We start from the raw sequence: 26,806 nt of genomic DNA, 5'->3' as shown, positions 1-26,806 counted from the left end.
TATCGCGGAGGATCAACCGCTGAGGTGTGATAAATGGACGATCTCGACAAACTGGACGACGCTACGGCGGCCAAAGCGTTCCGCACGCTCGTCCGTCACCTCCGCCATCGCACCGATGCGCAGAACATCGATCTGATGGGCCTGGCGGGCTTTTGCCGCAACTGCCTGGCCGACTGGATCGTCGAGGCGGACCCCGGAATCGCCAAGGACGAGGCGCGCCGCATCATCTACGACATGCCCTTCTCCGAGTGGAAGGCGCAGCACCAGGGCGAGGCCACGCCCGGGCAGCTGGCGCGGATGGAAGAGAGCCTGAAGAAGAACCAGGTGCTCGATGACGAGCTGGACGAGGCGCTCGACGAGAGCTTCCCGGCTAGTGACCCGCCTTCGATGACCGAACCGGGCCGCTGACCGGCTTCGCCGGCGGCTTGCCGGTACCGTGCGCCGGAGGGCGGGCAGGCAGCGGCGGCAGCTTCCACTTCATCGCCTTGCCCACCGCCGCGCGCCAGATGTCATAGCCGGCGCGGGTCATGTGCAGCCCGTCGCCGAGGAACAGCTCGGGGCGGGGCCTGCCGTCCGGGCCCGTCATCCCCGGCACGATATCGACATAGCCGAGCAGCGGATCGGTCGCGACATGGTCGCGCACCAGCGCGTTGGTCGCGCGGATGCCGTCGATCAGCCGCCAGCGCGACAGGCTTGGCTTGATCGAGACGAACAGGATGCGCGTCTGGGGCAAGCGCAGCCGGATCTTGCCGACCAGCACCTGGAAGTCGGAGAAGACCTCCTCGGGCGTGTGCCCCGCCTCCAGGTCGTTGTCGCCGGCGTAGAAGACCACCGTCTTCGGCGCATAGGGCGTCACGATCCGGTCGACATAGCGGATGCTGTCCGGGATGGTCGATCCGCCGAAGCCGCGGTTGATCACGTTATGGCCCGGGAAATCCTTCGCCAGGTCGGTCCACATCCGGATGCTCGAGCTGCCGAGGAACAGCACCCCGCCCTTGACCGGCTTCGCCACCCTGTCGCGCGCCTCGAACGCGGCGATCTCGGCGGCGAAGGGCTGCTTCTCGATCGGGATCGGTGCGGGGCGGATCGTCGCCGGAGCCGGCACCCGCATCGCCGGGGGCAGCTGGACCGGCGGCGTCGGCCGGGTCTGGGCTGGCGCCGTGGCGGGCAAAAGGGCAAGCGTGGCGGCGGCGAGAAGCGCGATTCGGCGGAAAAGGGGCATGGCTTCCGGATAGCGGCGGCGGTCGCACGGGGCAATCGAGGGAAGACGCGGACCCTCGCCTCGTCGCGGATGGGGGTTGAGCGGCGCCCCGCGCTCCGATAATCGCGCCCCTTTCCGAACAGATTCTTCCAGGAGCTTTCCTTTGTCCGATTCGATTTCCGCCGAGCAGCTGCGCCTTTTCATCGAGCGGATCGAACGCCTCGAGGAAGAGAAGAAGGGCATCGCCGACGACATCAAGGATGTCTATGCCGAAGCCAAGTCGACCGGCTTCGACGTGAAGACGATGCGCAACATCGTCCGCCTGCGGAAGATGGAGAAGCATCACCGCGACGAGGCGGAGATGCTGCTCGAGACCTACAAGCAGGCGCTGGGCATCTGACGTTGGCGTCATCCCGGCGAAAGCCGGGATCTCAGGCGGCAAGCGAACGGCCTGTGGCACGAGATTCCGGCTTTCGCCGGGATGACGTATCTGGCCGGGGTGACGATATTCGGGGCAAGCATTGCCCATCCCCCCGCGCCTGGCCTAAAGCCGCCCGACCAAATTCAAGAGAAGCGCAATGGCAGGCCATTCCAAATTCAAGAACATCATGCACCGCAAGGGCGCGCAGGATAAGAAGCGCTCGAGCATGTTCTCCAAGCTCAGCCGCGAAATCACCGTCGCCGCCAAGATGGGCTTGCCCGATCCCGACATGAACCCGCGCCTGCGCGCCGCGATCGCCGCGGCCAAGGCGCAGTCGATGCCCAAGGACAATATCCAGCGCTCGATCGACAAGGCGAGCAAGGGCGACGGCGAGAATTACGAAGAGATCCGCTACGAGGGCTTCGGCCCGGGCGGCGTCTCGCTGATCATCGAGGCGCTGACCGACAACCGCAACCGTACCGCCACCAACGTGCGTACCGCGGTCTCGAAGAATGGCGGCAATCTCGGCACCGCCGGCTCGGTCAGCCACGGCTTCGACCGCATGGGCCTGATCAACTATCCGGCCAAGGTCGGCGACGCCGAGAAGGTGTTCGAAGCAGCGCTCGAGGCCGGCGCCGAGGACGTGACCAGCTCCGAGGACGGCCATGAGATCTGGACCGCCCAGGGCGACCTCCACGAAGTCGCCAAGGCATTGGAGCCGGTGCTCGGCGAAGCCGAAGGCGCCAAGCTCGCCTGGCGCCCGCAGACCATGGTCGACGTGAACGAGGACGACGCGACCAAGCTGTTCAAGCTGATCGACGCGCTCGACGACGATGACGACGTCCAGACGGTGTGGGGCAATTACGAAGTCTCGGACGCGGTGATGGAGAAGCTGGGCTGAGCTGCTACTCTAAAGCCCCTCCCCTTTAGGGGAGGGGTTGGGGTGGGGCAGTGATAACCGAACGCGAACTTCTCGACAGAGCCCATGAAATGCGCCGCAACCCCACCGAGCTGGAGGTGCGGGTCTGGCGCAACCTCTCCAATTCGCAGCTCGGCCACAAATTCCGCCGCCAGCATGTGATCTTCCCGTACATCTGCGACTTCTTCTGCCCCTCGAAGGGGCTGATCGTCGAGGTCGATGGCGACACGCACGACGCAGCATATGACGATCGCCGCGACACGCGGCTCGCCGCCAAGGGGTTTGCGACGCTGCGGTTCACCAACCATCAGGTGTGGGACAATCTGGACGGTGTCGTCCTGACGATCGCCAGCGCATTGCGGGAGGGGTCCGATCGCTGGTCCGGCTTGCCCCACCCCAACCCCTCCCCTGAAGGGGAGGGGCTAAGCCAGCCGCACTCAAAGCCCCTCCCCCTCGGGGGAGGGGTTGGGGTGGGGCCTGTCCAAAAGCCCGGAACCTGCGAACAATGATCATCCTAGGCCTCGATCCCGGGCTCGGCACCACCGGCTGGGGGCTGATCCGTGCCGAGGGCAATCGCCTGTCGCACCTCGCCAACGGCAAGCTGAAGACCGACGCCCAGGCGCCGTTGCCGCGCCGCCTCGCCCATCTCGATGCCATGCTCGCCGCGCTGATCGCCGATCACGCGCCGGAAGCCGCCGCGGTCGAGGAGGTGTTCGTCAATTCCAACGCCCAGTCGACGCTCAAGCTCGGCCAGGCGCGCGGGGTTGTGCTGTGCGCTGCCGCGCGGACCGGCATCGATGTCGGCGAGTACAAGCCGAGCACGGTCAAGAAGTCGGTGGTGGGTGTCGGCAATGCCGAGAAGGAGCAGGTCCACGCCATGGTCTCGCGCCTGCTGCCCGGCGTGAAGATCGACGGCCCCGATGCCGCCGACGCGCTCGCCGTGGCGATCTGCCACGCCCATCACCTCGCCAGCGCGCGCCTGGGGCTGCGTTAGGGCATCCTTCTGTGTCACCCCGGCCCTGAGCCGGGGTCCCGCTATCGTGTTCCGAAAGAAGAAGCGGGATCCCGGCTCAGGGCCGGGATGACGGAAGAGATGTTAAGCAGCGAGCAAGAAGCCCGCTCCTTTCTCGTCGTCGTTCGCCGCCCAATCGGCAGTCGCGAATTGGGGCGCCCCTCGGCATTCCGCCAGAACCCGCGGGGTGATTTCGCTTTCCTACGCCCGGCTGTTCCGCTTATGTACCGGTGGTGAGCCGGCATCCCTCTCGACCCTCGATCTTGCCTCGCCCGCGCATGCGTGGCGATTCAAGGGATTCAACATTTTTGCCCAACCGGGCGGTCGAACGGCGGAGACGAACGGCATGATCGCGCATCTGAAGGGCCGCATCGAAGCGACCGGGATCGACAGCGTGGTGATCGACGTCAACGGCGTCGGCTATCTCGCTGGCGCCTCGGCCCGCACGCTGGCGGCATTGGGCGCGGTCGGCGAGTTCGCGACCCTGCACACCGAGATGCTGGTCAGCGAGGACTCCATCCGGCTGATGGGCTTCGCCACGGCGAGCGAGCGCGACTGGTTCCGCCATCTCACCAGCGTGCAGGGCGTCGGTGCCAAGGTGGCGCTGGCGATCCTCTCGATCCTCTCGCCCGAGGAAGTGCAGACCGCCGTCGCCCGTGCCGATGCGGCGATGATCGCCCGGGCCAATGGCGTGGGACCCAAGCTCGCCCAGCGCATCGTCAACGAATTGAAGGACAAGGCCGGCGGCGTGGCGCTGGCCGGCGGCACCCCCGGCGCGGCCCCGGCGAGCGGCGCGGCGCAGGATGCGGTGTCGGCGATGCTCAATCTCGGCTTCAAGCCGGCCGAGGCCAGCGGCGCGGTCAATGCCGCCGCCGACGAACTGGGCACGGGCGCGACGCTCGACGCGCTGGTGCGCCTCGCGCTGCGCAAGGCGGCGAAGTGACCACCCGCACCGCCTCCTGCCGCTGCGGCCAGCTCCGGGCCGAATGCGCGGGCGAGCCGGTGCGCATCTCGGTCTGCCATTGCCTCAACTGCAAGCGGCGCAGCGGTTCGGCCTTTGCGGTGCAGGCGCGCTTCCCCTCCGACAAGGTGACGATCTCCGGCCGGTCGACCGAATGGGTTGCCGTGTCCGAAAGCGGCGGCGCGCCGGCCAGCTTCCACTTCTGCCCGATTTGCGGCGGCAATGTCTGGTATGTCGGCGGCGGCATCCCGGACACGATTGCGGTCCCTGTCGGCCTTTTCGCCGATCCCGGTTTTCCGGCGCCGAGCATCTCGGTGTTCGAGGAGCGGCAGTGCGACTGGCTGAGCATCACCGGCACGGTCGAGCATTATGACTGAGCGCCTGTCGCCTCGGTTGCCAGCCCGGTTGGCGGGCGGGCGGGGAGGCGCTGCCGGCGGCGCAAGGGCGGCCACATGAGTCTGGAAGATTATCTCACCGAGCGGTGGAGCTCGTACCAGCTCTCCTGGATGAGCCTGGTGCTGCCGCCGGTCTTCTTTGCGATCGCATTTTGCGGCTTCTTTCTCCTGCCGTGGTCGCTGCTCATTCTGGTGTTCTTTCCGCTGCTCGTCGCAGTCGCCGGCTCGGCATGGCTTTCGCTGCTATCGGCCTGCCCGAATTGCGGGAGGCCCAACGGCACGCGGAGCGACGCACTCCCCACCCGCCGCTGCAAGCAATGCGGCGAGGATCTCAGCAGGCCGCTCGGTGATGGCTGAGGTTCGCGCGTCAGATCAGCGGTGTCACCAGCGGCCGGCCCGCGAAATGCGCGTCGAGATTGGCGAGCACCAGGTCGCGCATCTCGGCACGGCCTTCCTCGGTTGCGCTGCCCTGGTGGGGAGCGAGCACCACCTGCGGCATTGCCTTCAGCGCCTCGGGTACCTCGGGCTCCTCGGCGAACACGTCGAGCCCGGCACCGGCGATGCGCCCCTCGGCAAGCGCCGTGACCAGCGCCGTCTCGTCGACCAGGCTGCCCCGGGCGATGTTGACCAGCACGCCGTTCGGTCCGAGCCGGTCGAGCACTGCCGCATCGACTATGTTCTGCGTGTCGCTCCCGCCGGGCGCCGCCAGGATCAGCACCTCGCTCGCCTCGGCCAGCGCGGCGATGTCGGGGACGAAGCGCCACGGCACCGGCTTCTCGGAGCGCGCGCTGTAGAGCAGCTCCCCGGCAAAGGGCGCTGCGCGCAGGGCGATGGCATGGCCGATGCGGCCCAGCCCGAAGATGCCGATCCGGCGACCGCTCGCCCGGCGCCCAAGCGGCGCAGCCCAGCCGCCGCTGCGCACCAGCGCATCGTTCGCCGCCACCCGGCGCTGCACCGCCAGCATCAGCGCAATGGCGAGGTCGGCGACATCCTCGGTCAGCACGTCCGGAGTCAGCGTCAGCCGCACGCCGCGGGCCCGCAGCGCGGCGAGGTCGATGCCGTCATGGCCGATGCCGTGGATCGCGACTATCTCAAGGTCCGGCAGCCGGTCGAGCAGTGCAGCGTCGATCCGCGCCATGCCGCCTCCCACCACGGCACGGATGCCGGGTACCGGATCGCCCTCGTGCAGGGTGAAGCGCTCGGCCAGCGCCGCGCGGAGCGGGGCGGGGACGTTCGTGATCAGCAGCAGGTCGGGGCGGGGCATGCCCGGGACCTAGTCGCATCGCTGCGGGCAGGATAGGGCGGGACCATGGAAATCGAAGTCAGCGCCGAGGCGAAGGACAAGTCGCTCAACCGCAAGGTGGCGATCACCGTGGTCGTGCTTTCGGTGTTCATGGGGCTGTGCGGGATCAAGGACGGCAATATCGTCCAGGCGATGCAGCAGGCCCAGTCGGCCTCGGTCGACAAGTGGAACGAATATCAGGCGACCAAGACCAAGCAGCACGTCGCCGAGGCGAGCCGGGTGCAGATCGCCGCGCTCGCGGAGCCCATGCGCGCCGCGCCGGTACTCGCCGGGCTCGACCGCGACATCGCCAAATACAAGGCCGAGGCGCCCCGGCTCGCCGCCGACGCGAAGGCGCTGAGCGATCAGTATGACGCGCTCAACGTCCATGACGACCAGTTCGACGCGAGCGACGCCGCGGTCTCCACCGCCATCTCGATCGCCGCAGTCGCCGCGCTGGTCGAGAGCGCATCGCTGCTCTGGGCCGGCTGGGCGTTCGGCGCCTTCGGGCTGTTCATGGGGCTGTGCGGGTTCCTGGGCTGGGGCTTCCATCCGGCATTGCTGAGCGGGTTGCTGGGATGAGGGGCATGATGTCACTCTGTGCCACTGCGCTTCTCGCAGCTGCCACGCTTGCGGCTGATGCCCATGCCTGTGTCGATGGCGGCAACATGAAGTACTATTTCTTCGGTGAGCGGCCCAAGGGCGCTTTGGATGCGATCCAGGTCCGGATTCTCTCCACCGATGGGCTGAAGGTCCGGGCCCGGCTTTCCAAGCCTTTTGCACGTGCCGTTGGCAAGAAGGTCGTGACGATCGAGCTGCCCGTATATCCTTGGGGCACCAACTGCGTGGATATGGGCGAGACGAGGGGGGCGGTCTTTGTCCCGGTGTCGGGAATGGTGCAGCGGGATAAGGAGGTGCGTCTCTTTGCAGTCCCCACCCGCGGCAGGCCCTTTTCACCGCCGCGCAGCCTGTCGGAAATCGACCGCTACATCGTTGACCCGGCCATGAAAAAGGCTGCGGAAGAGAGCCGACTCAACCAATGACCGACACCGATCGCCTCCTCTCCTCCGCCCGCCGCGCCGACGACGTCGACGCCGCGCTGCGCCCCAAGAGTCTCGACGAGTTCGTCGGGCAGAAGGCGGCGCGCGAGAATCTGCGGGTGTTCATCGATGCCGCCAAGCAGCGCGGCGATGCGCTCGACCATGTCCTGTTCTTCGGCCCCCCGGGCCTGGGCAAGACCACGCTAGCCCAGATCATCGCCCGCGAGATGGGCGTCGGCTTCCGCTCCACCTCCGGGCCGGTGATCGCCAAGTCGGGTGATCTCGCGGCGCTGCTCACCAATCTCGAGGACGGCGACGTGCTGTTCATCGACGAGATCCACCGGCTCAATCCCGCGGTCGAGGAAGTCCTCTATCCGGCGATGGAGGACCGCGCGCTGGACCTGATGATCGGCGAGGGCCCTTCGGCACGCAGCGTGCGTATCGACCTGCCGCGCTTCACCCTGGTCGGCGCCACCACCCGCCAGGGCCTGCTCACCCAGCCGCTCCGCGATCGCTTCGGCATCCCGGTCCGCCTCAATTTCTATACGGTCGACGAGCTGGAGAAGGTCGTCACGCGTGCTGCGAGCCTGCTCGACCTCCATGTCGCCCCCGACGGCGCCAAGGAAATCGCCAGGCGCTCGCGCGGTACCCCGCGCATCGCCGGGCGGCTGCTGCGCCGGGTGCGCGACTTCGCCAATGTGCTGGGCGAGGAGACGGTGCATGCCAGGGTCGCCGACCAGTCGCTGACCCGGCTCGAGGTCGACGCGCTCGGGCTCGACGCGATGGACCGGCGCTACCTCCTGATGATCGCCGATATCTACAAGGGCGGCCCGGTCGGCGTGGAGACGCTGGCGGCGGGCCTGTCCGAGCCGCGCGACACGATCGAGGAAGTGATCGAACCCTATCTGATCCAGATCGGGATGATTGCTCGCACCGCCCGTGGCCGATGCCTGAACGCCGCGGGGTGGAAGCATCTCGGGCTCAATCCTCCGTCCACCGCGCAGGAAGGGCTGTTCGACTGAGGCTGGGGGTTCCCCCATGGAAAACGCTGCGTTAGGGGCCGGGCATGGACGTCCGTTTCGCCCCTGGCCGGTTCGAGGGCCTCGAGCATCATTTCGTCCTGCGTGTCTATTTCGAGGACACCGACCTCAGCGGCGTGGTCTATCACGCCAATTATCTGCGGTTCATGGAGCGGGCCCGCTCCGATATGCTGGCCCTGGCCGGCATCGACCAGCGCGCCGCCCATGAAGCAGGCGAGGGCGCCTATGCGCTCCGCGAGGCGAACATTCGCTACCGGGCGCCGGCGCGCCTGGGCGATGAACTGGTGGTGGTCAGCCGGCTGGTCCAGCTGCGCCCCGCCGCAGTGGATATTCATCAACGAGTCATGCGCGACGTTACCATAGTGGCCGAAGCGGAGATCGAGGCGGTGTTCGTCGCCCCGTCCGGCCGTCCGCGCCGCCAGCCGGCAGCGTGGATGGAACGTTTCGCACCGCTGGTCTTCAAGGGAAACTGAACCGATCATGGAATTCATCAGCACCGACGCCGCAACCATGTCGCCGATCGGCCTGTTCCTGCAGGCGGACTGGGTGGTGCGCGCCGTGATGATCGGCCTGCTGCTCGCGTCGCTCTGGACCTGGACGATCATTCTGAGCTTCGGCTTCCGGGTCAGCTCGGTGAAGAAGGCGATCGACCGGTTCGAAAGCGAATATCGCGAAGCCGACGATATCGACGAGTTCCACCGCCGCGCCGCCGGCCGCGAGCAGCCGATCGCCCGGGTCTTCGCCGCCGGCGTCACCGAATGGCGCCGCTCGACTTCGGGCAAGGCCATCGATCGCGAAGGCACCCGCGAGCGCCTCGCCACCGCGATGGGCGCGACGATCGCCCAGGAAGTCGACAAGCTCGCCGACCGCCTCAACTTCCTCGCCACCATTGCCTCGGCAGCGCCGTTCATCGGCCTGTTCGGCACGGTGTGGGGCATCATGCGCAGCTTCACCGGCATCGCCAAGGAGCAGAGCTCGTCGCTCGCCGTGGTCGCGCCGGGCATCGCCGAGGCGCTGTTCGCCACTGCGATCGGCCTGTTCGCCGCCATCCCCGCGCTGATCGCGTACAACCGCTATTCGCACGCCGTGAACCGCGTCGAGGCCCGCCTCAACCGCTTCGCCGACGGTTTCCACGCGACGCTCAGCCGTCGCCTGGAGATGGAGGCCTAGGCCGGTGGCGATGCATCTCCCTTCGAACAAGTCCCGCGGCCGCCGCGCGCCGATGGCCGACATCAACGTCACGCCGCTGGTCGACGTGATGCTGGTGCTGCTGATCATCTTCATGGTCACCGCACCCCTGCTCACCGCCGGCGTCCCGGTGAACCTGCCGGAGAGCCGGGCCAAGCCGGTCGACCAGGACCAGAAGCCCGTCCAGATCTCGATCGACGACAAGGGCCAGGTCTTCGTCGACAACGAGCTGACCCCGGATGCCGCGCTGCCGGCCAAGCTCGAGGAAATCGCCGGCCGCGCGCCGGGTCCGGACGGCAAGCCGGCCGCCGTGTTCCTGCGCGCCGATCAGGGCCTGGGCTATGGCAAGGTCATGAAGGTGATGGGCGAGCTCAACCATGCCGGGCTCAACCGCGTGTCGCTGATCACCGACGCGAGCACCAAGCCGTGAACCGGACCGAGGGCGCTGGGCTGACGATTGCGCTGATCGGGCATGTCGCCCTGTTCGGTATATTGTCGGTCGGCTTCCTCGCCACCCCCAATCCGCTCAAGCTGAAGCCGACGCCGATCGAAGTCGCACTGGTCGATCAGGTCGCGCTCGAAAGCACCTCGCCGACCCCGACCAACGAGGAGCCGGCGGCGAAGCTCTCCCCCGTGGAAGCGCCGATCGAGCCGGAGAGCGCACCGCCCGAGCCCGCGCCCAATCCCCAGCCCGTCGCCAAGCCGCAGCCGGTCCAGCCCAAGCCGGCGCCCGCACCCGATGCGGTCAAGCCCGCGCCGAAGACGCCGCCCAAGGCTGCGCCGGCCAAGGCACCTGCGCGCGCCTCCACCCGTCCGGTTGCGCCGACGGGCCGGCTCGATGGCCTGCTCAACGGCATCAACGATAAGCCGGCCAAGAGCACCTCGACGACGCCGCCCGCCGCCACCGTCGGCCCCGAGCAGAAGGCCGCGCTCAGCGCCGCGATCATCCGCCAGATCCGTCCGCACTGGGCCCCGCCCAGCGGCGCGGATTCGGACAAGCTGCGCACCACCGTGACCGTGCGCCTCAACGAGGACGGCTCGCTCGCCGGCGAGCCGCGCGTCACCGCGCAGACCGGCGTCACCGACAGCAACCGTGCCCAGGCGAGCCTCGCCCGGGATCGCGCGATCCGCGCGGTGAAGCTCGCCGCCCCCTTCAAGCTGCCGCCGCAATTCTATGGCGCGTGGAAAGTGATAGCCCCGGTTTTGTACGAGGACCTGTGACGATGAAATTTGCCCATCTGACGCTCGCGGCCCTGCTGGCGAGCACCGCGGCCACCGTCGCGCAGGCGCAGGACGTGCCGGCGCCCCCGCCGGTCCCGACCCCGGACCAGGACACGCCGCTCAGCGTCGATGTCAGCAATACCGCGGCCAAGGACCTGGTCATCGCGATCCCGGCGATGCCGACCTCGCAGGCGGTGGACACGCCCGCCGGCCCGACCGACCAGCTCGGCGCCAAGCTCGCCCAGGTGGTGGAGGACGATCTGCGCAACACCGGCCTGTTCAAGACGCGTGGCCCCGCGGCCAGCCGCGGCATCGCCTATAGCGAGGTCGCTGCGCCGAACTACGGCAGCTGGAACGGCAATCAGGCGATCATCCAGGGCTATGTCCGCGCCAATGGCAATGGCTCGCTCACCGTCGGCTGCTATCTCTACGACGTGCTGCTGCAGAGCGAGCTGGTCCGCCAGGGCTTCGTCGTCTCGCCGGGCGACTGGCGCCGCGCCGCGCACAAATGCGCCGATGCGGTCTATTCCAAGCTCACCGGCGAAGGCCCCTATTTCGACAGCCAGGTGGTCTACGTCGCCGAGACCGGCCCCAAGAACAAGCGCCGCAAGCAGCTGGCGATCATGGACCAGGACGGCGCCAACCATCGCTTCCTGACCAACGGCCAGTCGATCGTGCTCACCCCGCGCATGTCGCCGAAGCAGAACGCGATCGTCTACATGAGCTACACCCAGCGCAAGCCGTCCATCTATGTCTATGACATGGCGACGCGGGAGAACCGGCTGCTCGTCTCGAACGTCAGCCTCAGCTTCGCACCGCGCTTCTCGCCCGATGGCCGCAACATCCTCTTCTCGATGGCGCAGGCCGGCAACACCGATGTCTACCGCGTCGCCACCGCCGGCGGCGCGCCGCAGCGGCTGACCACTTCGCCCGGCATCGATACCGGCGGCAGCTATTCGCCCGACGGCTCGAAGATCGTGTTCGAGAGCGACCGCAGCGGCACCCAGCAGCTCTATGTGATGGACGCCGACGGCTCGAACCAGCACCGGATCAGCTTCGGCGGCGGCCGCTATGCCACGCCGGTATGGAGCCCGCGCGGCGACCTGATCGCCTTCACCCGCACCGGCGGCGGCGCCTTCCGGATCGGCGTGATGAACCCGAGCGGCGGAGGCGAGAAGCTGCTGACCAACAGCTGGGGCGACGAGGCGCCGAGCTGGTCGCCCAATGGCCGCGTGCTGATGTTCTTCCGTTCGGCCCAGGGTTCGGGTCGTCCGGACCTCTGGTCGGTGGACCTCACCGGCACCAATGCGCGGCGTATCCCCACGCCGCTCGACGGATCGGATCCCAGCTGGGGACCGATTCGCCCCTGAAACGTTACCGCATCTGTGCTATGGGCCCGGGCAAGCGGGCTCGATGCGACATCTAGGAGGAAATGACCATGTCCAAGATCACGACTGGCCTGGTGCTCGGCATCGCGCTGATCGCCACTGCGGGTTGCACCAAGAAGCGCAATGTCACCGATATCCCGCCCGCGCCGTCGGAAACTGGTCCGGTCAATGCGGGCGAGGGTGACAGCGACACCGTCGCCGCGCCGATCAACGAGCAGTTCCGCCGCGAAGTGTCGAGCGACACCGTGCACTTCGCCTTCGACCAGTATGACATCGATCCGGAGGCGCGCGCGATCCTCGACAGCCAGGCACAGTGGCTGACCGCGCACCCCAACACCCGGATCACGATCGAGGGCCACTGCGACGAGCGCGGCACCCGCGAGTACAATCTCGGCCTTGGCGATCGCCGCGCCAATGCTGCGAAGAACTATCTCGCCTCGCGCGGCATCTCGCCGACCCGCATCACCACGATCAGCTATGGCAAGGAACGCCCGATCGCGCTCGGCTCGGACGACGCCAGCTGGGCGCAGAACCGCCGCGCGGTGACTATCGTCATCAGCTGAGGCATCCGCCGCGAAGAAAAGGGGCCGCCGGGAGCAATTCCGGCGGCCTTTTTCATGGCTGGCGTTCGAGCGACACGGCGGGCCCTTCGCCCCGGGCGAAATAGTCGAGCCGGATCACCTTGCCCGCGCGGTCGCGGACCGGGGTGAAATAGCTGAGCTCGTCCGGCACGAAATGGATGTTGCCCGCGCCATCGAAGGTGACGGGTAGTGGCGTGCGGCCCGGCCGGGCCACGGTGATCCTGCCATCGGCAAGGGCGACCGTACGTGCCGTCGCCGGATCGCTGCCATAGGTGCCGGCCAGCGCCGCCGCCCCGGCTGGCAGCGCCTGCCCGGCCGCAGGCAGTGGGTAGGGCTTGCCGATCACGATCGCCGCCATCCGCCGGGCGAGCGTCTGTGCGTCGAAGCCGTCGTTATTGGCCAGCACTACCACCGTGGCGTCTTCTGCCGGCAGGTAGAACAGCGCGGAGGCGAAGCCGTCGATCTGGCCGGTATGGCCGATTGCATCCTGGCCGCGCACCTGCCAGCGATAGAGCCCCAGCCCATAGCGCTCCTGCACGCCGACGCTCGCCAGCGCGGGCCTGCTCATCTCCGCAAAGCCCTCGGCGCCCACCACCTTGCCCTGTGACAGCGCCCGCATCCAGCGCAACAGGTCGGCCGCGGTCGCGTGCAGCGATCCGGCGGTCTTGGGGATCGAGAGGTTGAACGGCGTGGCGTTGCGCAGCGCGCCCTTGTCGCCGGCATACCCGCTGACCCGGCCCGGCACGACCAGATCCGCCCGGTCATAGGCGGTGTCGGCCAGTCCCAGCGGCGCGAATAGCCGGGTCCGCATCGCCGCGTCCCAGCTCTGGCCCGTCACCTTCTCGATCACCGCAGCGAGCAGGATATAGCCGGCGTTCGAGTAACGCTGCGCTGTGCCGGGCTCGAAGGCGAGCGGCCGCGCGGCGATCCGGCGGACCTGCTCGGCGACCGGTACCTCGTCATTGCCGAAGGGCGGCTGGGGCACCACGTCCCGCTCGCTGACGCCGGCGGTGTGGCTGAGCAGCTGGCGCAGGGTGATGCGCGGATCGAGCGCCACCTCGGGCAGATAGCGCACTGCCGGCGCATCGAGCGAGACTTCGCCGCGTGCCGCCATCTGGACGAGCATCGCGCCGGTGAAGCTCTTGGTGATCGAGGCGATGCGGAAGACCTGGTCGGGCGACAGCGGCACGCCCAGCTCCACCTCGGCCATGCCACGCGCCTTGCGATAGAGGACGGTGTCGCCCCGCGCGATCAGCACCACCGCGCCCGAACCCCTGGGGTCGATCGCCGCCGCCATCGCCGCATCCGCGTCGCGGGCTATCGTGGCCGCGGAAGGTTGGGCCAGGGCCGGCATGGGCAGCAGCAGGACGGCGCACAGGGCGGGCAGGCTGGATCGCATTCTTTCCCCCAGATCGGTCGGCGCGGCGCACTCTCCCCGGTCTGGATGAGCGGAGGATGAACCACCCTCCGATTCCGCTTGCGGGGTCCGTCGAATCGATATAAATACGATATCATAATTATGGGAGGTAAGAATGACCGACGTACGTGGCGCCGCGCCGGCACTGCGCCAGAGCAGCGAGAAGCCTGCAAGCACGACGAGCGGCTATGGGATGCTGCTCGTGCTGCTGATCGCCCTGGCAGCGACGGCGGGCGCGCTCACCCAGATCGACCGCATGGAAGACTGGATCGTCATCTCCTGGTTGCTCGTGTCGATCCTGGTCGAGCTGTTCGTGCTGTGCGGCTTCTACCTGCTCCAGCCCAACCAGGCTGCGGTGATCACGCTGTTCGGCGACTATCAGGGCACCGATCGCACCACCGGGCTGCGCTGGGCCTGGCCGTGGCTGATCAAGAAGAAGGTCTCGGTGCGCGCCAACAACATCATCTCGGAGCGCATCAAGGTGAACGACCTGCGCGGCAATCCGATCGAGATGGCGGCGCAGGTGGTGTGGCGCGTGACCGACACCGCGCAGGCGCTGTTCGACGTCGACGACTACAAGGCGTTCGTGAACGTCCAGATCGAAGCGGCGGTGCGCACCATCGGCTCGCGCTATCCCTATGACGATTTCGAGCATCAGGAAGTCACGCTGCGCGGCAATCACGACCAGGTCGGCACCGAGCTGCGCGGCGAGCTGATCGAGCGGCTGCGCGTCGCCGGGATCACCGTCGACGAATGCGGCTTCACCCATCTGGCCTATGCCCAGGAGATCGCCGGCGCGATGCTCCGCCGCCAGCAGGCCCAGGCGGTCGTGGCGGCACGCCAGACCCTGGTCGAGGGTGCGGTCGGCATGGTCGAGATGGCGCTGGCCCAGCTCTCCGCCAAGGACGTGGTGCATCTCGACGACGAGCGCCGCGCCGCGATGGTGTCGAACCTGATGGTCGTGCTGTGCGGCGAGCGCGATACCCAGCCGGTGGTCAACACGGGCTCGCTGTACCAGTAAGGCGAACCCCGTGTCCGACCAGCCGCCCCAGAAGAAAGCCTTTCCGTTGCGCCTCGATCCCGCCCTCTATGCGGCGATCGAGCGCTCGGCGGCGGCCGACCTCAGGAGCGTCAACGCCCAGGTCGAGTGCCTGCTGCGCGAGGCACTGGGCAAGCGCGGGGTGAAGCTGGCGGAGCCGGTGCGCGCGAAGCGCGGCCGCCCGCCCAAGGCGAAGGAAGGCGAGGACTGAACGGCATGCGGCGCGACCGCATCGCTGTCCCGCCCCGCAGACTGAAGGAGGAAGACCGATGTTCCTTGCTGTTCATGCCCGCCGCGAGCGGATCCCGCTCCTGCTGGCCCTCGCCGGGGTGGCGCTGCTCGCCGGCATCGCGGTGGCACTGTCATGATCGGCGCCCGTTTCCGAGAGCGGGCCAGCGTCCGGCCCGGCTATTGGTTCCGCCCGAAGAGGTTCGGCCTGGGCGCGGTGCCGGTCACCTGGCAGGGTTGGGCGGCGACGATGCTGTTCGGCGGGGCCGCGGGACTGATCGTCCATGCCGGCCTGCATCGCGGCCGGATATGGTTCGTGCTGCTGGTGCCACTGGTCGCGGCGCTGCTGTGGCTGCTCGCCAACAAGACCGATGGCGAATGGCGGGTGTTCAACTGGGGAGGCGATGCGTGATGCCCATCCGGTCGAACAGCTGCCCGAAATGCCAGGCCTCGATGGAAGAAGGCTTCATCCTGGCCGATCGCGACACCTATCGGCGCCCGACCGGCTGGGTCGCCGGCCCGCCCCAGAGGCAGTTGTTCCTCGGCCTGAAGCTGCCGCACAAGCCGATCGACATCCAGAGCTGGCGCTGCCCGCGCTGCGGCTTCCTCGAGCACTACGCCAAGGGCTGACGCCTCAGCCCAGCGCCTCGTCGAGCAGGCGGGCAAGGCGCAGGCCGCCCTTGATCACCTGGTTGCGCGCCTCGGGCACCCATTTCTCGATCATCGGCTCGGTGATCGCGATGCGGGTGGTGATCGGCTTGCAGGTGTCGCCGCCGTTCAGGTCGGCATAGATGGTCTTGGAAAGCTCCCAGCTGTCCTTGCCCCAGTCCTGCACGGTGCCGCCGCCGAACTTCGCCCGGTCGGCACGGCTGTAGCTGCGCACGATGTTCGGGCCCGAGGTGATCGCGCGTTCGGCGAGCAGCCCGTCCCACACCGAGTGCAGGTTCAGCCGGTCGGTGGTGTAGATGCCATAGCTCACCATCGCCTTGTTGCCGCCGGCGTCATGGTCGTGCTCGGCGCCGTGGAGCGGCTGGCCGATATCGCCGACGAAATGGACGAGGAACAGCAGCGCCTTCACCCGCTCGACCTGCGGCGCCTTGCGGTCCTTGAGCAGCTTCACGTCGCGCTCGATCTGGGCGGAGACGCAATTGCCGTCCTTGCATTCCGCGGTCACGTCGAACGGCTTGCAGACGTCGGCGTCCTGGTAATGCCAGACCGAGGCGTAGCGCCAGTCCGCGCCCAGCTTCTTGATGCAGTCGGCCCAGACCGACGCTTCCTCGATGTTGGTGGCGGGGCAGCCTTCGGTCTTGAGCAGGTCGGTGTGGCGGAGCAGCTGGGTGATCTTGTTGCGGGTCGCCGGGGTGACGTTGCGCCAGGCGATCGCGGCGACGGTCTGATGGCCATATTCCCAATAGGCATTGGCGGGCGCGGCGAAGCCGATCAGGGCCGCGAGGATCACGAGAAGGCGCATCAGACTACTCCAGAGGCAGGCGCAGTCTCCCTAGCAGAGCTTTCGGGCTTCGCCAGCCGGTTGAGTCCGATCAGCGGCCGCAGCCAGCCGATCCGCCGGCCGACCAGATAGGTCGCGGCGCAGACGCTCGCGGTGCCGCCGAGCAGCAGCGCGAAGTCGAGCGGGGCGCTCAGGTGCAGCGGCAGCGAATACCAGGCGATCAGCACGATCGCGGGATGGTGGACGATGTAGAAGGGGAACACCGCCTCGGCGAGCGGCTTGCGCAGGGGGTGGTCGTGGTTCCAGCGCGTCTCGGCGATGTGGAACAGCGCGAGGATCATGCCCCAGGCCATGGCAGTGCGCGCGGCGCGGTCGAGCGCCATCACTTCATGCGGCGGCACGCCGGCGCCCGGCCAGCTCAGTTCGACCGTGACGACTACCGCTCCCGCCAGCGCCGCCAGCGCCGCGCCCGGCTTCCAGTTGCGCGCGATCGCCGGCCACAGGCTCGGCGCGTCGGCCAGTGCGAAGCCGAACAGGAAGATCGGCACATATTGCGCATGCCCGCCCCAGTCGCGCAGCAGCCCCTGGCGCTCGGGCGCGACGAACAGCAGCGCGAGCCGGGCCATCGCCAGCAGCGCCACCGGCGCCCAGAGCAGGCGATGGCCCTTGTCCAGCCATTCCGCCACGCCCCCGATCGCTCGCATCAGCTGCGGGCCGCGCAGTGCCAGCGCGCCGGCGAGCAGCAGCGTATAGGCAGCGAGATAGGCGACGAACCAGAGATGCTCCCAGCTCGGGAACTCGCGGCCCCAGAAGATGCCGCTGCGCCAGTAATCGAGCGCCCAGAAATGCAGGTAGCCGTGGGGATAGCCATTCTCCATCACCCGCACCCACATCTCGAGCGGCACCAACACCGCCATGCCGAAGGCGAGTGGCACGAGCAGCCGGAGCGCACGGGATCGCGCAAAGTCGCCCGGCGCCCGGTCGTAGAGCTTGCGCGAGGCATAGCCCGACACCGCGAACAGCAGGGGCAGGCGCCACGGCGTCAGCAGCGCCATCGGCGGGATCAGCCAGCCAAAGGCATATTCGGTCTTGATCACCCAGTCCCAGGGCGAGAAGGCCATCGCGATGTGATAGAGGATCAGCAGCCCGAACGCGGCGATCCGCAGCCAGTCCATGCCGTAATGGCGCTGGCTGGTGCGAGCCGTGGCAGCAGGGATCGGGTCGTGCCGCAACGCAGGCCTCGAAGTTCGGAAACAGCCCCCAAACCTAGCCCAGCTTGCTTAGCAACGCGTAAAGCAGCGCCTATGCATTTCTGCATGGAATCTCGACATCGTCGCGGCTGGCCCCGCGGGGGCAAAGCGCCTATATGGCCGCCATGTCCGTACGTCCCTGGCGCGATATCGTCCGGCGGCCCAGCCGTCAGATCATGGTGGGCAATGTCCCCGTAGGCGGCGATGCGCCGGTGACGGTGCAGACCATGACCAACACCGCCACCTCCGATGCCCGCGCGACGATCGACCAGATCCGCCGCTGCGAGGATGCCGGGGTGGACATCATCCGCGTCTCCTGCCCGGACGTCGAATCGACCGCGGCACTCAAGCAGATCGTCCGCGCTGCCCGTGTGCCGATCGTCGCGGACATCCATTTCCACTACAAGCGCGCCCTCGAAGCGGCGGACGCCGGCGCCGCCTGCCTGCGCATCAACCCGGGCAATATCGGTAGCGCGGACCGCGTGAACGAAGTGGTCAACGCCGCCAAGGCCAATGGCTGCGCGATCCGCATCGGCGTCAATGCCGGCAGCCTCGAGAAGGACCTGCTCGAAAAGTACGGCGAGCCCTGCCCCGAGGCGCTGGTCGAATCGGCGCTCGACCATATCAAGCTGCTCCAGGACCGCGACTTCCACGCGTTCAAGGTCGCGGTGAAGGCCTCCGACGTGTTCCTCGCCGTCGCCGCATACCAGCAGCTCGCCGACGCGGTCGATTGCCCGCTGCATCTCGGCATCACCGAGGCGGGCGGCTTCGTCGGCGGCACGGTCAAGTCGGCGATCGGCATCGGCTCGCTGCTCTGGTTCGGCATCGGCGACACCATTCGTGTTTCGCTTTCGGCCGAGCCCGAGGAGGAAGTCCGCGTCGGCTTCGAGATTCTCAAGGCACTCGGCATCCGTAACCGCGGCGTTCGCGTCGTCTCCTGTCCCAGCTGCGCCCGCCAGGGCTTCGACGTGATCCGCACCGTTCAGGCGCTGGAGGAGCGCCTCCAGCATATCCGCACGCCGCTGTCGCTCTCGGTGCTCGGCTGCGTGGTCAACGGCCCGGGCGAGGCGCGCGAGACCGATATCGGCCTCACCGGCGGCGGCAACGGCAAGCACATGGTCTATCTGTCGGGTGTCACCGATCACACGGTGAACGACGCCGACATGCTCGACCATATCGTCAAGCTGGTCGAGGCCAAGGCCGCGGAGATCGAGGCAGCCACCGAGGCCGCCGCGGTGGCGGCCGAATGACTCCGGCTGATCTCGACCGTCTGGCCGAGATGCATGCCCATGCCACACCTGGCCCGTGGTACGTCCGCTTTCTCGACGACGATCATTCCATGACGGCGATTGGCATAGCTGCGCAGCCGGATACTGGTGCGCATGAGGACATGGCCACCTTTGGGGGCGCCGGGCCGGACCTCATCGCGGCCACGCTGATACAAGCGCCGCCTTACGTCGTGTCGCACGACAAGCTTTGGCAAGAGAATGCCGACCTGATCTGCGCGATGCAGAACGCGCTGCCGGATCTGATCCGCCTCGCTCGAAATGCGCTCGAAGCAGACGCTGCTCAGGCCACATGACCATTAGCTCGTTGTTGCTTCATGAGGGGCAGTTCGCGCGCCCGCACATGATCCGCTAGTCCATGCCGCGCGCCACCCCGATCCTCGCAGCCCTGCTCGCTGCCTGCGCGGGCATCGCCCTCTATTCGATCATGGATGCGGTGATGAAGGGGATCGGCCTCGTCATCGGCGCCTATGCCGCGATCTTCTGGCGGCTGGTGGCGGGTGCGGCGATCATGACCCCGCTCTTCGCCTTCAACAAGCCGCGCCTGCCCGAGCCGCGGGTGATCCGGATCCATGCGATCCGCAGCGTGGTGATCGCGGTGATGGCGATCGCCTTCTTCTGGGGGATCGTCCGCGTGCCGCTGGCCGAGGCGATCGCGCTGACCTTCATCGCCCCGCTGATCGCGCTCGCGCTCGCCGCGATCTTCCTGAAGGAGAAGATCGGCGCCCGCTCGATCCTCGGCTCGCTGCTTGGCCTGGCCGGCGTCGGGATCATCCTCGCCGGACAGCTAGGTGCGCCGCACCGGCCCGATTCGGCGCTCGGCATGGTCGCGGTGCTCACCTCGGCGGTGTTCTACGCGGTCAACCTGGTCATCGCCCGCCACCAGGCGCAGCAGGCCAAGCCGATCGAGATCGCCTTCTTCCAGAACTGGATCATCCTCGCGATCTTCTGCGTGCCCGCACCCTGGCTGCTCGTCATGCCCGCGCCCGGCCAATGGTGGCTGGTCCTGCTCGCCGCCAGCCTGGCGATCGTCTCGCTGCTGCTGCTCTCCTGGGCCTATGCCCGGGCCGAGGCGCAGGTGCTGCTCACCGTCGAATATACCGCGTTCGTCTGGGCGGCGATCATGGGCTGGCTGTTCTTCCACGAGCCGCTGACGCTGCTGACCGTCGGTGGCACCTTGCTGATCGTCGCCGGATGCCTGATGGCGGCGCGCAGCAAACCCGGCATCGCCGAGCCCGAAGTGGAGTCCGCCCTTTCATGATCACTATCCGCACCGCCGCGCCGCAGGATGTCGCGCTGATCCTCGACTTGATCCGCGAGCTGGCGCTGTACGAGCGTGAACCCGACGCCGTGGTGGCGACCGAGGCGATGCTCCACGACGCGCTGTTCGAGCGCCGCGTCGCCGAGAGCCTGATCGCCGAGCTGGACGGCAGGCCCGTCGGCTTCGCGCTGTTCTTCCACAATTTCTCGACCTGGACCGGCAAGCCCGGCATCTATCTCGAAGACCTCTACGTCACTCCCGATGCGCGCGGCTCGGGTGCGGGCAAGGCGCTGCTCCGCCATCTCGCCGGCATCGCGCTCGACCGCGACTGTGGCCGCTTCGAATGGGCGGTGCTTGACTGGAACACACCGGCAATCGATTTCTACCGGGCGATGGGCGCGCAGGCGATGGACGAATGGACCGTGCAACGCGTCAGCGGCGATGCGCTGGTGGCACTGGCCGGGCGCGGCTGATGGCGATCGACGAGGGCCTGGCCGACTGGGTCGCCGAGGCCCTCGAACCGCTCGGCACGGTCACCCGCAAGCGGTTGTTCGGCGGTGCCGCGCTCTATTTCGACGGGCTGGCCTTCGCGATCCTCGCCTTCGACGCGCTGTGGCTCAAGGCCGATGCGGAGAGCGCCGCCGAATGGGGCGACATCCCGCGCTTCTCGGTCACCCGCGAGGACGGCAGGGTCCAGTCGCTCAACTATCGCCGCGCGCCCGACGAGACCTATGATGACGCCGACGAACTGCGCCGCTGGGCGCTGCTGGCGATCGAGGCGGCAAGGCGCGCCCCGCCGAAGAAGGGGAGGAAGCGTTGATAAATTCCTCCCCGAGCTTGTCTCGGGGAGGGGGACCGTTTGCGGAGCAAATGGTGGAGGGGCCGCCGCAACGCGGCGGTGCCCGCCGCGCCCCTCCACCACCGCCTTCGGCGGCCGTCCCCCTCCCCCAGCAAGCTGGGGGAAGAATTGAGTCGTCATCCCCCCAGCACGTTGATCGTGAACGCCAGGATTCCCAGGTTGAACACAAACGCCGCCAGGCAGTGCGCGGTCACCACGCGGCGCAGGCGGCGGCTGGAGATGGTCACGTCGCTGGTCTGGAAGGTCATGCCCAGGCAGACCGCGAAATAGACGAAGTCCCAGTAATCGGGCTCTTTGGTGTCGGGGAATTCCAGCCCGCCCGCATCGGCGCCGTTCCGCCCGGCGGTGTAGAAGATGTGCGCATAGTGCAGCGCGAAGATGATGTTGCTGAACGTCCAGCTCAGCGCCAGCGTGCCCAGGATCGCCGGCAGCGCCCAGGGATTGGACTTGATCCCGCTCATCAGCTCGGCGGCGATCGAGGTGAACACCGCCACGCCCACCATCACCGTGATCAGCAACAGCATCGGCCGGTTGGCATCGTTGCGGCAGGCGCTCTCGCGCATCCCGCCGGCGCGGTGGCCGAGCAGCGGCAGCGCCGAGAGCAGGAACGCCGCCGCGCCGACATCGAACGCCAGCATGATCCCGAAATGCACACCGAGCGCAGGCAGCAGGAACCAGCCCGCCACCAGCGTCGCGGCGAGGAACAGCAGGAAGCGCGGAGGCGCGACGACGTTGCCGATGCCTTTGCGGTGCGGCCTGCTCATGCCCGGCGTACCCAGCGCGGGTTGATCGCTCCGACCAGGGCGAGGGCCAGCAGCGCCATCCAGCCATAGCTGTGCGCCTGCATCATCCAGGGATGGTGCGGCGCGCTCAGCAGGAACCAGAGCGAGACCAGTCCGCCGGCCGCCAGCGGCACCGCGCTGAGCCTGGCGATCAGCGCCCCGCGCCAGGCCAGCAGCGCGAGCAGCAATTCGCCGATCCCGAGCAGTGCGAACTTGGCGCGGACCGCGACGAACAGCATGTCGAACAGGCTCTGCGCATCGGGGCCGACCGGCAGGATCTGGAGCAGGATCACGCCTTCGATCTGGTCGAGCAGCGCGGCGGCGAACAGCACCGCCATCGCGATCCAGCCGAGCGTGCGCGCGTCGCGCCGCAGCGCCAGCGCGCCGAGGATCAGGAAGGTCGCATAAGCGGGGATGAAGACCAGCGCGTCCCACCAGCTGGCGCTCAGCTGGGCGACACGGAACTTCTCGGAACAGGGCGGGGCGCCGAACAATTCGGCGAGCTCGGCGGGGCTGCGCACCAGCTCGAGCGCGATGATCGGCCCGGCGCCATGGGTCGGGCCGCAGGCGACGAGGTCCGGGATGCGCCCGAACCCCATCGACGCGGCCAGCGTCGCCAGCCCGGCTACTGCGCACAGTCGCCAGGCCAGCGCGCGGTTCAGGCGGCCGCGGCCTCCTTGGCCTTCTTTGCGGCTTCGATCGCTTCGAGCACGATCTTGCGGGCCTCTTCCGCATCGCCCCACTGGCCGATGCGTACCCACTTCTCGGACTCGAGGTCCTTGTAGTGCTTGAAGAAGTGCTCGATCTGCTGGAGCACGATCGAGGGCAGGTCCTGCCGCTCGCCGATGTCCGAATAGTAGGGGAAGGTCGAGTCGACCGGCACGCAGATCAGCTTCTCGTCGCCGCCGGCCTCGTCCTCGAGCTTGAGCACGCCGATCGGGCGGGCACGCACCACGCAGCCCGGCACGAAGGGCGAGCGCGCGATGACCAGCGCGTCGAGCGGATCGCCGTCGGGCGACAGGGTGTGCGGCACGAAGCCGTAATTGGCCGGGTAGCGCATCGGCGTGTGCAGGATGCGGTCGACGAACAGCGCGCCGCTTTCCTTGTCGAACTCGTACTTCACCGGCTCGCCGCCGACGGGCACTTCGATGATCACGTTCAGGCTGTTCGGCGGATCATCACCCACCGGAATAAGATCGATACGCACGCTAGTATTTCCTTAGCTGGGCGGTTTGGCGCCCCTCTGCCGTCACTTCGGCTGGAGGAGTTTATCCAGGCCAGCCTCTCCTTCGGTTGTTTTCTCGAGGTGCGGATAGCGCAGGCCATCGTGATAGTCGATGGCCACGTCGCGGTAGCGCGAACCGCGCTTCACGGTGAGCTTGATCGGGTCCTTGCCGCCCTTGGCCGCCTTCACCGCGTCCTTCAGCTTGTCGCCGGTGAAGGCCGTGCCGTTCACCGCGACGATCTCGTCGGCTAGGGTGATTCCCGCGTCGAAGGCCGGGCTGCCCCACATCACGCCGGAGATGCCCTTGGGCCCGATCGCCACGCCGATCGAATAGGACAGGTCGGTGCTGGTCTTGGGCGTCGCCTTGTTGGGGGTGTCGTTATAGACCAGCTTATAGCCGTTGCGCTCGAACCCGCCGAGCGGGGCATTCTGCGACGTGCCGTTCACCCGCTCGTCGAGGAACTTGCGCCAGTCATAGGGCACGACCTGGTTGAGCGTCGCGACCACGTCGTCGAACGTATAGGTCAGCTCGCCATAATCGCCGTCGCGGCCGCCGAAGAAGATATGGGCGAAATCGTCGATCGACTTGGTGCCACGGCTCTTCTCGCGGATGATCGAATCGGCATCCAGCCAGATCAGCAGGCCCTCGTTGTAATAGTCCTCGCTGCGCTGCCAGCTCACCCAGCCCTTGGGCGAGCGCGGGGTGATCACCGGATCGTTGGTGGTGTCGCCCATCGGGCGCCAGGTGCGGCCCTTCCGGTTGTCGAGGCTGGCGGCGATGCCGGCATATTGGTCGAGCGTGTCGGCCTTGCTCACCAGGCCCGAGCGCGCCTGGAGCACATAGCCCCAGAACTGGGTCTGGCCCTCATAGACCCAGAGCAGCGAGCCGCGCATCGGGGTGCGGAAATCGGGGGTCCACAGGTCGGCGCCGCGGCGGAACTTGCCGTCCCAGCTATGGGTGTATTCGTGCGGCAGCAAGTTGCGGCTGGTCGCCTTCTCGTCCCATTTGGTGAAGAAGCCCAGGCCCGTGCCGTTCTCCGAGCTGCGGTGATGCTCGACACCGATCCCGCCCAGCTCGTCGCTGATCGAGAACAGGAAGCGGTAATGGTCGTAATGCTCGACCCCGAAGGTCTTCACCGCCTGCTCGACCAGCTTCTTGAGCGCATCGACATGCTCGGGCTTGGCGGCGAGCTCCTCGGGGCTGTCGGCATAGGTCTCGACCGAGACGCGGTCGGTCAGCTTCAACTGGCGGTAATAGCGGCCGGCGAGTACCGGCGAGTCCATCAGCACGTCGTAATTGGTCTTGTCATAGGTGTAGACGTTGCCGGCCACCTTCGCGTCCACCGCCGAGCTGGCGGTCCAGCCTGCCGGATAGGTCACCTTGGCCTGGATCGGGATGCGGCGAGTGAAATAGCCGGCCGGATAGAGGCTGAGCGAGAAGAACTGCAGGCTCATCAGGTTCGGCGTCATCACGATGCGCCCCTGGTCTCCCACGGTCGCCGAGACGAAGTTGAAGCTGACATCGAGCTTCTTGGCGCCCGCCGGCACGTCGATGTGGAAGGCGAAGACGTCGACCGGATCGCGCTTCCACGGGATCACCTTGCCGTTTGCCTTGATGACCAGGCCGCCCAGCTTCTCGATCTCACCGCGCGGGCCGTGCTTGCCGGGAATCCACTTCGGATAGAGCAGCACCATGTGCCCCGCCTTCGCGACGGGGATCGTCTGCTTCACGTTGAAGATGCCGCGGGTGATGTCGGTCGCGTCGATGTCGAGCGTCAGCGTGCCCGGATAAGCCACGTCGCGCGCATCGGGGATGGTGTTCGGATAGGGCGCGGTCTGTGCCGGCGCCGAATTCTGGGCCGCCGCGTTCTGGGCGAGTGCCGGGGCGGAGACGGAAGCGAGCAGGGCAGCTGCGGCGAGCGCGCGGATCATCGGGGGAAGCGACCTCATTCTTAGGATTGCAGGGTCATAGGACCCTGCGGGCGGGCAGGTAAAGGGCCGCGCGGAGGCGCAATCCTTCACGGGACGCTAACCATTGCGCGCTACTCGTTTCCGCCATGTATCACGATCCCAAGCTGGCCGCCGATGCAAAGGCCGATCCGCGCCCCCGCTCGGCGGTGAGCACCGGGGTGGGTATGGCCGGCCTGGCGGGCATGGCGCTGTGGACGATGTTCGCCACTTTGTACCGGCTCGACGGCCCCTATTCGGCATTGGTCAACGTCGTCGCCTGCGCGGTGCCGATGGTCCTCTGGTCGGTCCTCGTCGACAAGGTGCACCGCAACCCGAGCACCGGTATCGACTGGTCCTCGCCGCGCACGCTTCGGGAGACGCTCGACATCTCGGTGACCAAGCTCACCGGCCTGTGGCTCACCTGGGGCGGCATCGCGCTGATCTACGCCACCTTCCGCTTCTGGTGGAGCGGCCGCTACGCCAATTTCGCCTGGTCGATCTGGTGCATCGAGATGGCGGCGCCGGCGCTGTTCCTGCTCTCGATCCCCTATGTCCTCTGGCTCGATCGCAAGCTCGTCCAGCCGAAGGATGGCGCCTGGCATCTCGGCGCCTGGCTGATGGGGCTCAAGGAGCCGATCGACACTTCGGCGATCCACAATCATCTGCGCAGCTGGGCGGTGAAGGGCTTCTTTCTCGCCTTCATGCTCTCGATCGTGCCGCCCAATTTCGGCGATTTCGTCGGCTGGAACTTCGCGCACATGTTCGACAGCCCGGCGGTGATCGCGAACTACTGCATCAGCTTCATGTTCGTGATCGACGTCGCCTTCGCCACCGCCGGCTACATCCTGACGATGCGGCCGCTCGATTCGCACATCCGCACCGCCACGCCCTATGCGGCGGGCTGGACCGCGGCGTTGATCTGCTACCCGCCCTTCGTGCTGATGAACGAAGGCGGGGTGCTCGACTATCATCCCGGCAGCGCCGACTGGACCTGGTGGTTCGCCGGCCATCCCTGGATCCTCGGCGGGCTGGGCGTGGTGCTGGTGGTGCTGACCGGCATCTATGCCTGGGCGACGATCGCCTTCGGCATCCGCTTCTCGAACCTCACGCACCGCGGCATCCTGACCCACGGGCCCTATGCGTGGAGCCGTCACCCGGCCTATCTGTCGAAGAACCTGTTCTGGTGGCTCTCCGGCCTGCCCTTCCTCGCCACCACGACCTGGGTCGAGGGGCTGCGCAACGCCGGGATCATGGCGTGCGTGAGCGGCATCTATTACTGGCGCGCGCGTACCGAGGAACTGCATCTCGGCAGCGACCCCGCCTATCAGGAATATAGCGCCTGGATGCAGCGCAATGCGCCGGTGCCGCGGTTCTTCGCCTGGGCGGGAAGCAAGATCCGCGGCTAATCCG

General features: G+C 67.6%; 36 protein-coding genes. 27 read left to right on the top strand and 9 right to left on the bottom strand.

Annotation, left to right across the window (positions count from 1 at the left end; translation table 11 throughout):
• Positions 1-33 precede the first annotated feature (33 nt).
• Positions 34-408: a DUF1244 domain-containing protein gene (locus J2W22_RS00880; RefSeq protein ID WP_307116384.1), complete on the top strand. Its 375-nt coding sequence runs from the start codon at positions 34-36 to the stop codon at positions 406-408.
• Here the strand turns inward: J2W22_RS00880 and J2W22_RS00875 are convergent.
• On the bottom strand, positions 371-1,222 hold the full coding sequence (locus J2W22_RS00875; protein ID WP_307116383.1) for an SGNH/GDSL hydrolase family protein: 852 nt from the start codon (positions 1,220-1,222) through the stop codon (positions 371-373). The genes J2W22_RS00880 and J2W22_RS00875 overlap by 38 nt on opposite strands.
• Before the next feature lie 142 nt (positions 1,223-1,364).
• Between J2W22_RS00875 and J2W22_RS00870 the strand changes: the two genes are divergently transcribed.
• The 7 genes from J2W22_RS00870 to J2W22_RS00840 all read left to right on the top strand — a co-directional run bounded on the left by J2W22_RS00870 (position 1,365) and on the right by J2W22_RS00840 (position 5,266).
• Positions 1,365-1,601 carry a DUF2312 domain-containing protein gene (locus tag J2W22_RS00870; RefSeq protein WP_183999475.1) on the top strand — a complete coding sequence of 79 codons (237 nt, stop codon included), beginning with the start codon at positions 1,365-1,367 and terminating at the stop codon, positions 1,599-1,601.
• A 178-nt stretch (positions 1,602-1,779) separates the two neighbouring features.
• The gene (locus J2W22_RS00865; RefSeq protein ID WP_307116382.1) at positions 1,780-2,523 is read left to right on the top strand and encodes a YebC/PmpR family DNA-binding transcriptional regulator; all 744 of its coding nucleotides are present in this window, start codon (positions 1,780-1,782) and stop codon (positions 2,521-2,523) included.
• Positions 2,524-2,612: 89 nt separating this feature from the next.
• Positions 2,613-3,050 (top strand): endonuclease domain-containing protein, encoded by a 438-nt coding sequence (locus J2W22_RS00860; protein WP_307116381.1) that lies wholly within the window; start codon positions 2,613-2,615, stop codon positions 3,048-3,050.
• Positions 3,047-3,535 (top strand): crossover junction endodeoxyribonuclease RuvC, encoded by a 489-nt coding sequence (ruvC, locus tag J2W22_RS00855; protein WP_307116380.1) that lies wholly within the window; start codon positions 3,047-3,049, stop codon positions 3,533-3,535. Before J2W22_RS00860 ends, ruvC begins: the two co-directional genes overlap by 4 nt.
• A 364-nt stretch (positions 3,536-3,899) precedes the next feature.
• Complete coding sequence (ruvA, locus tag J2W22_RS00850; RefSeq protein WP_307116379.1) at positions 3,900-4,496, top strand: Holliday junction branch migration protein RuvA; 597 nt, start codon at positions 3,900-3,902, stop codon at positions 4,494-4,496.
• Entirely contained in the window at positions 4,493-4,891 is a 399-nt protein-coding gene (locus J2W22_RS00845) for a GFA family protein (RefSeq protein WP_307116378.1), read from the top strand. Before ruvA ends, J2W22_RS00845 begins: the two co-directional genes overlap by 4 nt.
• A gap of 75 nt (positions 4,892-4,966) precedes the next feature.
• Positions 4,967-5,266 (top strand): hypothetical protein, encoded by a 300-nt coding sequence (locus J2W22_RS00840; RefSeq protein ID WP_307116377.1) that lies wholly within the window; start codon positions 4,967-4,969, stop codon positions 5,264-5,266.
• Between the two features lie 10 nt (positions 5,267-5,276).
• Here the strand turns inward: J2W22_RS00840 and J2W22_RS00835 are convergent, their stop codons facing one another.
• Entirely contained in the window at positions 5,277-6,173 is an 897-nt protein-coding gene (locus tag J2W22_RS00835) for a 2-hydroxyacid dehydrogenase (RefSeq protein ID WP_307116376.1), read from the bottom strand.
• A 45-nt stretch (positions 6,174-6,218) separates the two neighbouring features.
• Here J2W22_RS00835 and J2W22_RS00830 point away from each other — a divergent pair, with 45 nt between their 5' ends.
• The 9 genes from J2W22_RS00830 (at position 6,219) to pal (ending at position 12,631) form a co-directional block, all read left to right on the top strand.
• Positions 6,219-6,773 carry a DUF4337 domain-containing protein gene (locus J2W22_RS00830; protein WP_307116375.1) on the top strand — a complete coding sequence of 185 codons (555 nt, stop codon included), beginning with the start codon at positions 6,219-6,221 and terminating at the stop codon, positions 6,771-6,773.
• 86 nt (positions 6,774-6,859) lie between these two features.
• Positions 6,860-7,234, top strand: coding sequence for a hypothetical protein (locus J2W22_RS00825; protein ID WP_307116374.1), 375 nt, complete (start codon positions 6,860-6,862; stop codon positions 7,232-7,234).
• A complete protein-coding gene (gene ruvB, locus J2W22_RS00820; protein ID WP_307116373.1) occupies positions 7,231-8,253 on the top strand; it encodes a Holliday junction branch migration DNA helicase RuvB in 1,023 nt (340 codons plus the stop codon). Before J2W22_RS00825 ends, ruvB begins: the two co-directional genes overlap by 4 nt.
• Before the next feature lie 44 nt (positions 8,254-8,297).
• Positions 8,298-8,744, top strand: a complete 447-nt coding sequence (locus J2W22_RS00815) for a YbgC/FadM family acyl-CoA thioesterase (RefSeq protein WP_307116372.1) — start codon at positions 8,298-8,300, stop codon at positions 8,742-8,744.
• 7 nt (positions 8,745-8,751) lie between these two features.
• The gene (gene tolQ / locus J2W22_RS00810) at positions 8,752-9,441 is read left to right on the top strand and encodes a protein TolQ (protein WP_307116371.1); all 690 of its coding nucleotides are present in this window, start codon (positions 8,752-8,754) and stop codon (positions 9,439-9,441) included.
• A gap of 4 nt (positions 9,442-9,445) precedes the next feature.
• A complete protein-coding gene (gene tolR, locus J2W22_RS00805; RefSeq protein ID WP_307116370.1) occupies positions 9,446-9,889 on the top strand; it encodes a protein TolR in 444 nt (147 codons plus the stop codon).
• Positions 9,886-10,680, top strand: a complete 795-nt coding sequence (locus J2W22_RS00800) for a TonB C-terminal domain-containing protein (protein ID WP_307116369.1) — start codon at positions 9,886-9,888, stop codon at positions 10,678-10,680. Before tolR ends, J2W22_RS00800 begins: the two co-directional genes overlap by 4 nt.
• A gap of 2 nt (positions 10,681-10,682) precedes the next feature.
• On the top strand, positions 10,683-12,050 hold the full coding sequence (tolB, locus tag J2W22_RS00795; protein ID WP_307116368.1) for a Tol-Pal system beta propeller repeat protein TolB: 1,368 nt from the start codon (positions 10,683-10,685) through the stop codon (positions 12,048-12,050).
• A gap of 68 nt (positions 12,051-12,118) precedes the next feature.
• A complete protein-coding gene (pal, locus tag J2W22_RS00790) occupies positions 12,119-12,631 on the top strand; it encodes a peptidoglycan-associated lipoprotein Pal (protein WP_307116367.1) in 513 nt (170 codons plus the stop codon).
• A gap of 52 nt (positions 12,632-12,683) precedes the next feature.
• On the opposite strand, the gene J2W22_RS00785 is transcribed toward pal, so the two are convergent.
• The gene (locus tag J2W22_RS00785; protein WP_307116366.1) at positions 12,684-14,048 is read right to left on the bottom strand and encodes a serine hydrolase domain-containing protein; all 1,365 of its coding nucleotides are present in this window, start codon (positions 14,046-14,048) and stop codon (positions 12,684-12,686) included.
• A gap of 133 nt (positions 14,049-14,181) precedes the next feature.
• On the opposite strand from J2W22_RS00785, the gene J2W22_RS00780 reads away from it, so the two are divergent.
• From J2W22_RS00780 to J2W22_RS00765, 4 genes are all read left to right on the top strand, one after another.
• On the top strand, positions 14,182-15,087 hold the full coding sequence (locus J2W22_RS00780) for an SPFH domain-containing protein (protein ID WP_307116365.1): 906 nt from the start codon (positions 14,182-14,184) through the stop codon (positions 15,085-15,087).
• A gap of 10 nt (positions 15,088-15,097) precedes the next feature.
• On the top strand, positions 15,098-15,316 hold the full coding sequence (locus tag J2W22_RS00775) for a toxin-antitoxin system HicB family antitoxin (RefSeq protein WP_307116364.1): 219 nt from the start codon (positions 15,098-15,100) through the stop codon (positions 15,314-15,316).
• Positions 15,317-15,469: 153 nt separating this feature from the next.
• Positions 15,470-15,745: a hypothetical protein gene (locus J2W22_RS00770; RefSeq protein WP_307116363.1), complete on the top strand. Its 276-nt coding sequence runs from the start codon at positions 15,470-15,472 to the stop codon at positions 15,743-15,745.
• The gene (locus J2W22_RS00765; protein WP_307116362.1) at positions 15,745-15,963 is read left to right on the top strand and encodes a PF20097 family protein; all 219 of its coding nucleotides are present in this window, start codon (positions 15,745-15,747) and stop codon (positions 15,961-15,963) included. The genes J2W22_RS00770 and J2W22_RS00765 overlap by 1 nt, the downstream gene beginning before the upstream one ends.
• Positions 15,964-15,967: 4 nt before the next feature.
• Here the strand turns inward: J2W22_RS00765 and J2W22_RS00760 are convergent, their stop codons facing one another.
• Together J2W22_RS00760 and J2W22_RS00755 are read right to left on the bottom strand one after the other, a co-directional pair.
• Entirely contained in the window at positions 15,968-16,804 is an 837-nt protein-coding gene (locus J2W22_RS00760; protein ID WP_307116361.1) for a S1/P1 nuclease, read from the bottom strand.
• A complete protein-coding gene (locus tag J2W22_RS00755) occupies positions 16,804-18,015 on the bottom strand; it encodes an acyltransferase family protein (protein ID WP_307116360.1) in 1,212 nt (403 codons plus the stop codon). Before J2W22_RS00755 ends, J2W22_RS00760 begins: the two co-directional genes overlap by 1 nt.
• 143 nt (positions 18,016-18,158) lie before the next feature.
• Here J2W22_RS00755 and ispG point away from each other — a divergent pair, with 143 nt between their 5' ends.
• The 5 genes from ispG (at position 18,159) to J2W22_RS00730 (ending at position 21,400) form a co-directional block, all read left to right on the top strand.
• A complete protein-coding gene (ispG, locus tag J2W22_RS00750) occupies positions 18,159-19,283 on the top strand; it encodes a flavodoxin-dependent (E)-4-hydroxy-3-methylbut-2-enyl-diphosphate synthase (protein ID WP_307117963.1) in 1,125 nt (374 codons plus the stop codon).
• Positions 19,280-19,615, top strand: a complete 336-nt coding sequence (locus J2W22_RS00745; protein WP_307116359.1) for a hypothetical protein — start codon at positions 19,280-19,282, stop codon at positions 19,613-19,615. The genes ispG and J2W22_RS00745 overlap by 4 nt, the downstream gene beginning before the upstream one ends.
• A gap of 62 nt (positions 19,616-19,677) precedes the next feature.
• A complete protein-coding gene (locus J2W22_RS00740; protein WP_307116358.1) occupies positions 19,678-20,580 on the top strand; it encodes a DMT family transporter in 903 nt (300 codons plus the stop codon).
• Positions 20,577-21,053 (top strand): GNAT family N-acetyltransferase, encoded by a 477-nt coding sequence (locus J2W22_RS00735; RefSeq protein WP_307116357.1) that lies wholly within the window; start codon positions 20,577-20,579, stop codon positions 21,051-21,053. The genes J2W22_RS00740 and J2W22_RS00735 overlap by 4 nt, the downstream gene beginning before the upstream one ends.
• Positions 21,053-21,400: a TfoX/Sxy family protein gene (locus tag J2W22_RS00730; RefSeq protein ID WP_307116356.1), complete on the top strand. Its 348-nt coding sequence runs from the start codon at positions 21,053-21,055 to the stop codon at positions 21,398-21,400. Before J2W22_RS00735 ends, J2W22_RS00730 begins: the two co-directional genes overlap by 1 nt.
• Before the next feature lie 155 nt (positions 21,401-21,555).
• Here the strand turns inward: J2W22_RS00730 and J2W22_RS00725 are convergent, their stop codons facing one another.
• The 4 genes from J2W22_RS00725 to J2W22_RS00710 are packed head-to-tail and all read right to left on the bottom strand — an operon-like array spanning position 21,556 to position 25,378.
• The gene (locus J2W22_RS00725) at positions 21,556-22,203 is read right to left on the bottom strand and encodes a DUF1345 domain-containing protein (RefSeq protein WP_307116355.1); all 648 of its coding nucleotides are present in this window, start codon (positions 22,201-22,203) and stop codon (positions 21,556-21,558) included.
• Complete coding sequence (locus tag J2W22_RS00720) at positions 22,200-22,820, bottom strand: hypothetical protein (protein ID WP_307116354.1); 621 nt, start codon at positions 22,818-22,820, stop codon at positions 22,200-22,202. The genes J2W22_RS00725 and J2W22_RS00720 overlap by 4 nt, the downstream gene beginning before the upstream one ends.
• Positions 22,821-22,879: 59 nt before the next feature.
• The gene (gene ppa / locus J2W22_RS00715; RefSeq protein ID WP_184164419.1) at positions 22,880-23,428 is read right to left on the bottom strand and encodes an inorganic diphosphatase; all 549 of its coding nucleotides are present in this window, start codon (positions 23,426-23,428) and stop codon (positions 22,880-22,882) included.
• 42 nt (positions 23,429-23,470) lie between these two features.
• Positions 23,471-25,378 carry a M61 family metallopeptidase gene (locus J2W22_RS00710; RefSeq protein ID WP_307117962.1) on the bottom strand — a complete coding sequence of 636 codons (1,908 nt, stop codon included), beginning with the start codon at positions 25,376-25,378 and terminating at the stop codon, positions 23,471-23,473.
• Between the two features lie 125 nt (positions 25,379-25,503).
• Between J2W22_RS00710 and J2W22_RS00705 the strand changes: the two genes are divergently transcribed.
• On the top strand, positions 25,504-26,802 hold the full coding sequence (locus tag J2W22_RS00705) for a methyltransferase family protein (protein ID WP_307116353.1): 1,299 nt from the start codon (positions 25,504-25,506) through the stop codon (positions 26,800-26,802).
• The last annotated feature ends 4 nt before the right edge of the window (positions 26,803-26,806 follow it).

This window comes from Sphingomonas kyeonggiensis (assembly GCF_030812785.1).
Lineage (GTDB): Bacteria > Pseudomonadota > Alphaproteobacteria > Sphingomonadales > Sphingomonadaceae > Sphingomonas > Sphingomonas kyeonggiensis_B.
This window is presented reverse-complemented; position numbering and strand designations above follow the sequence as displayed.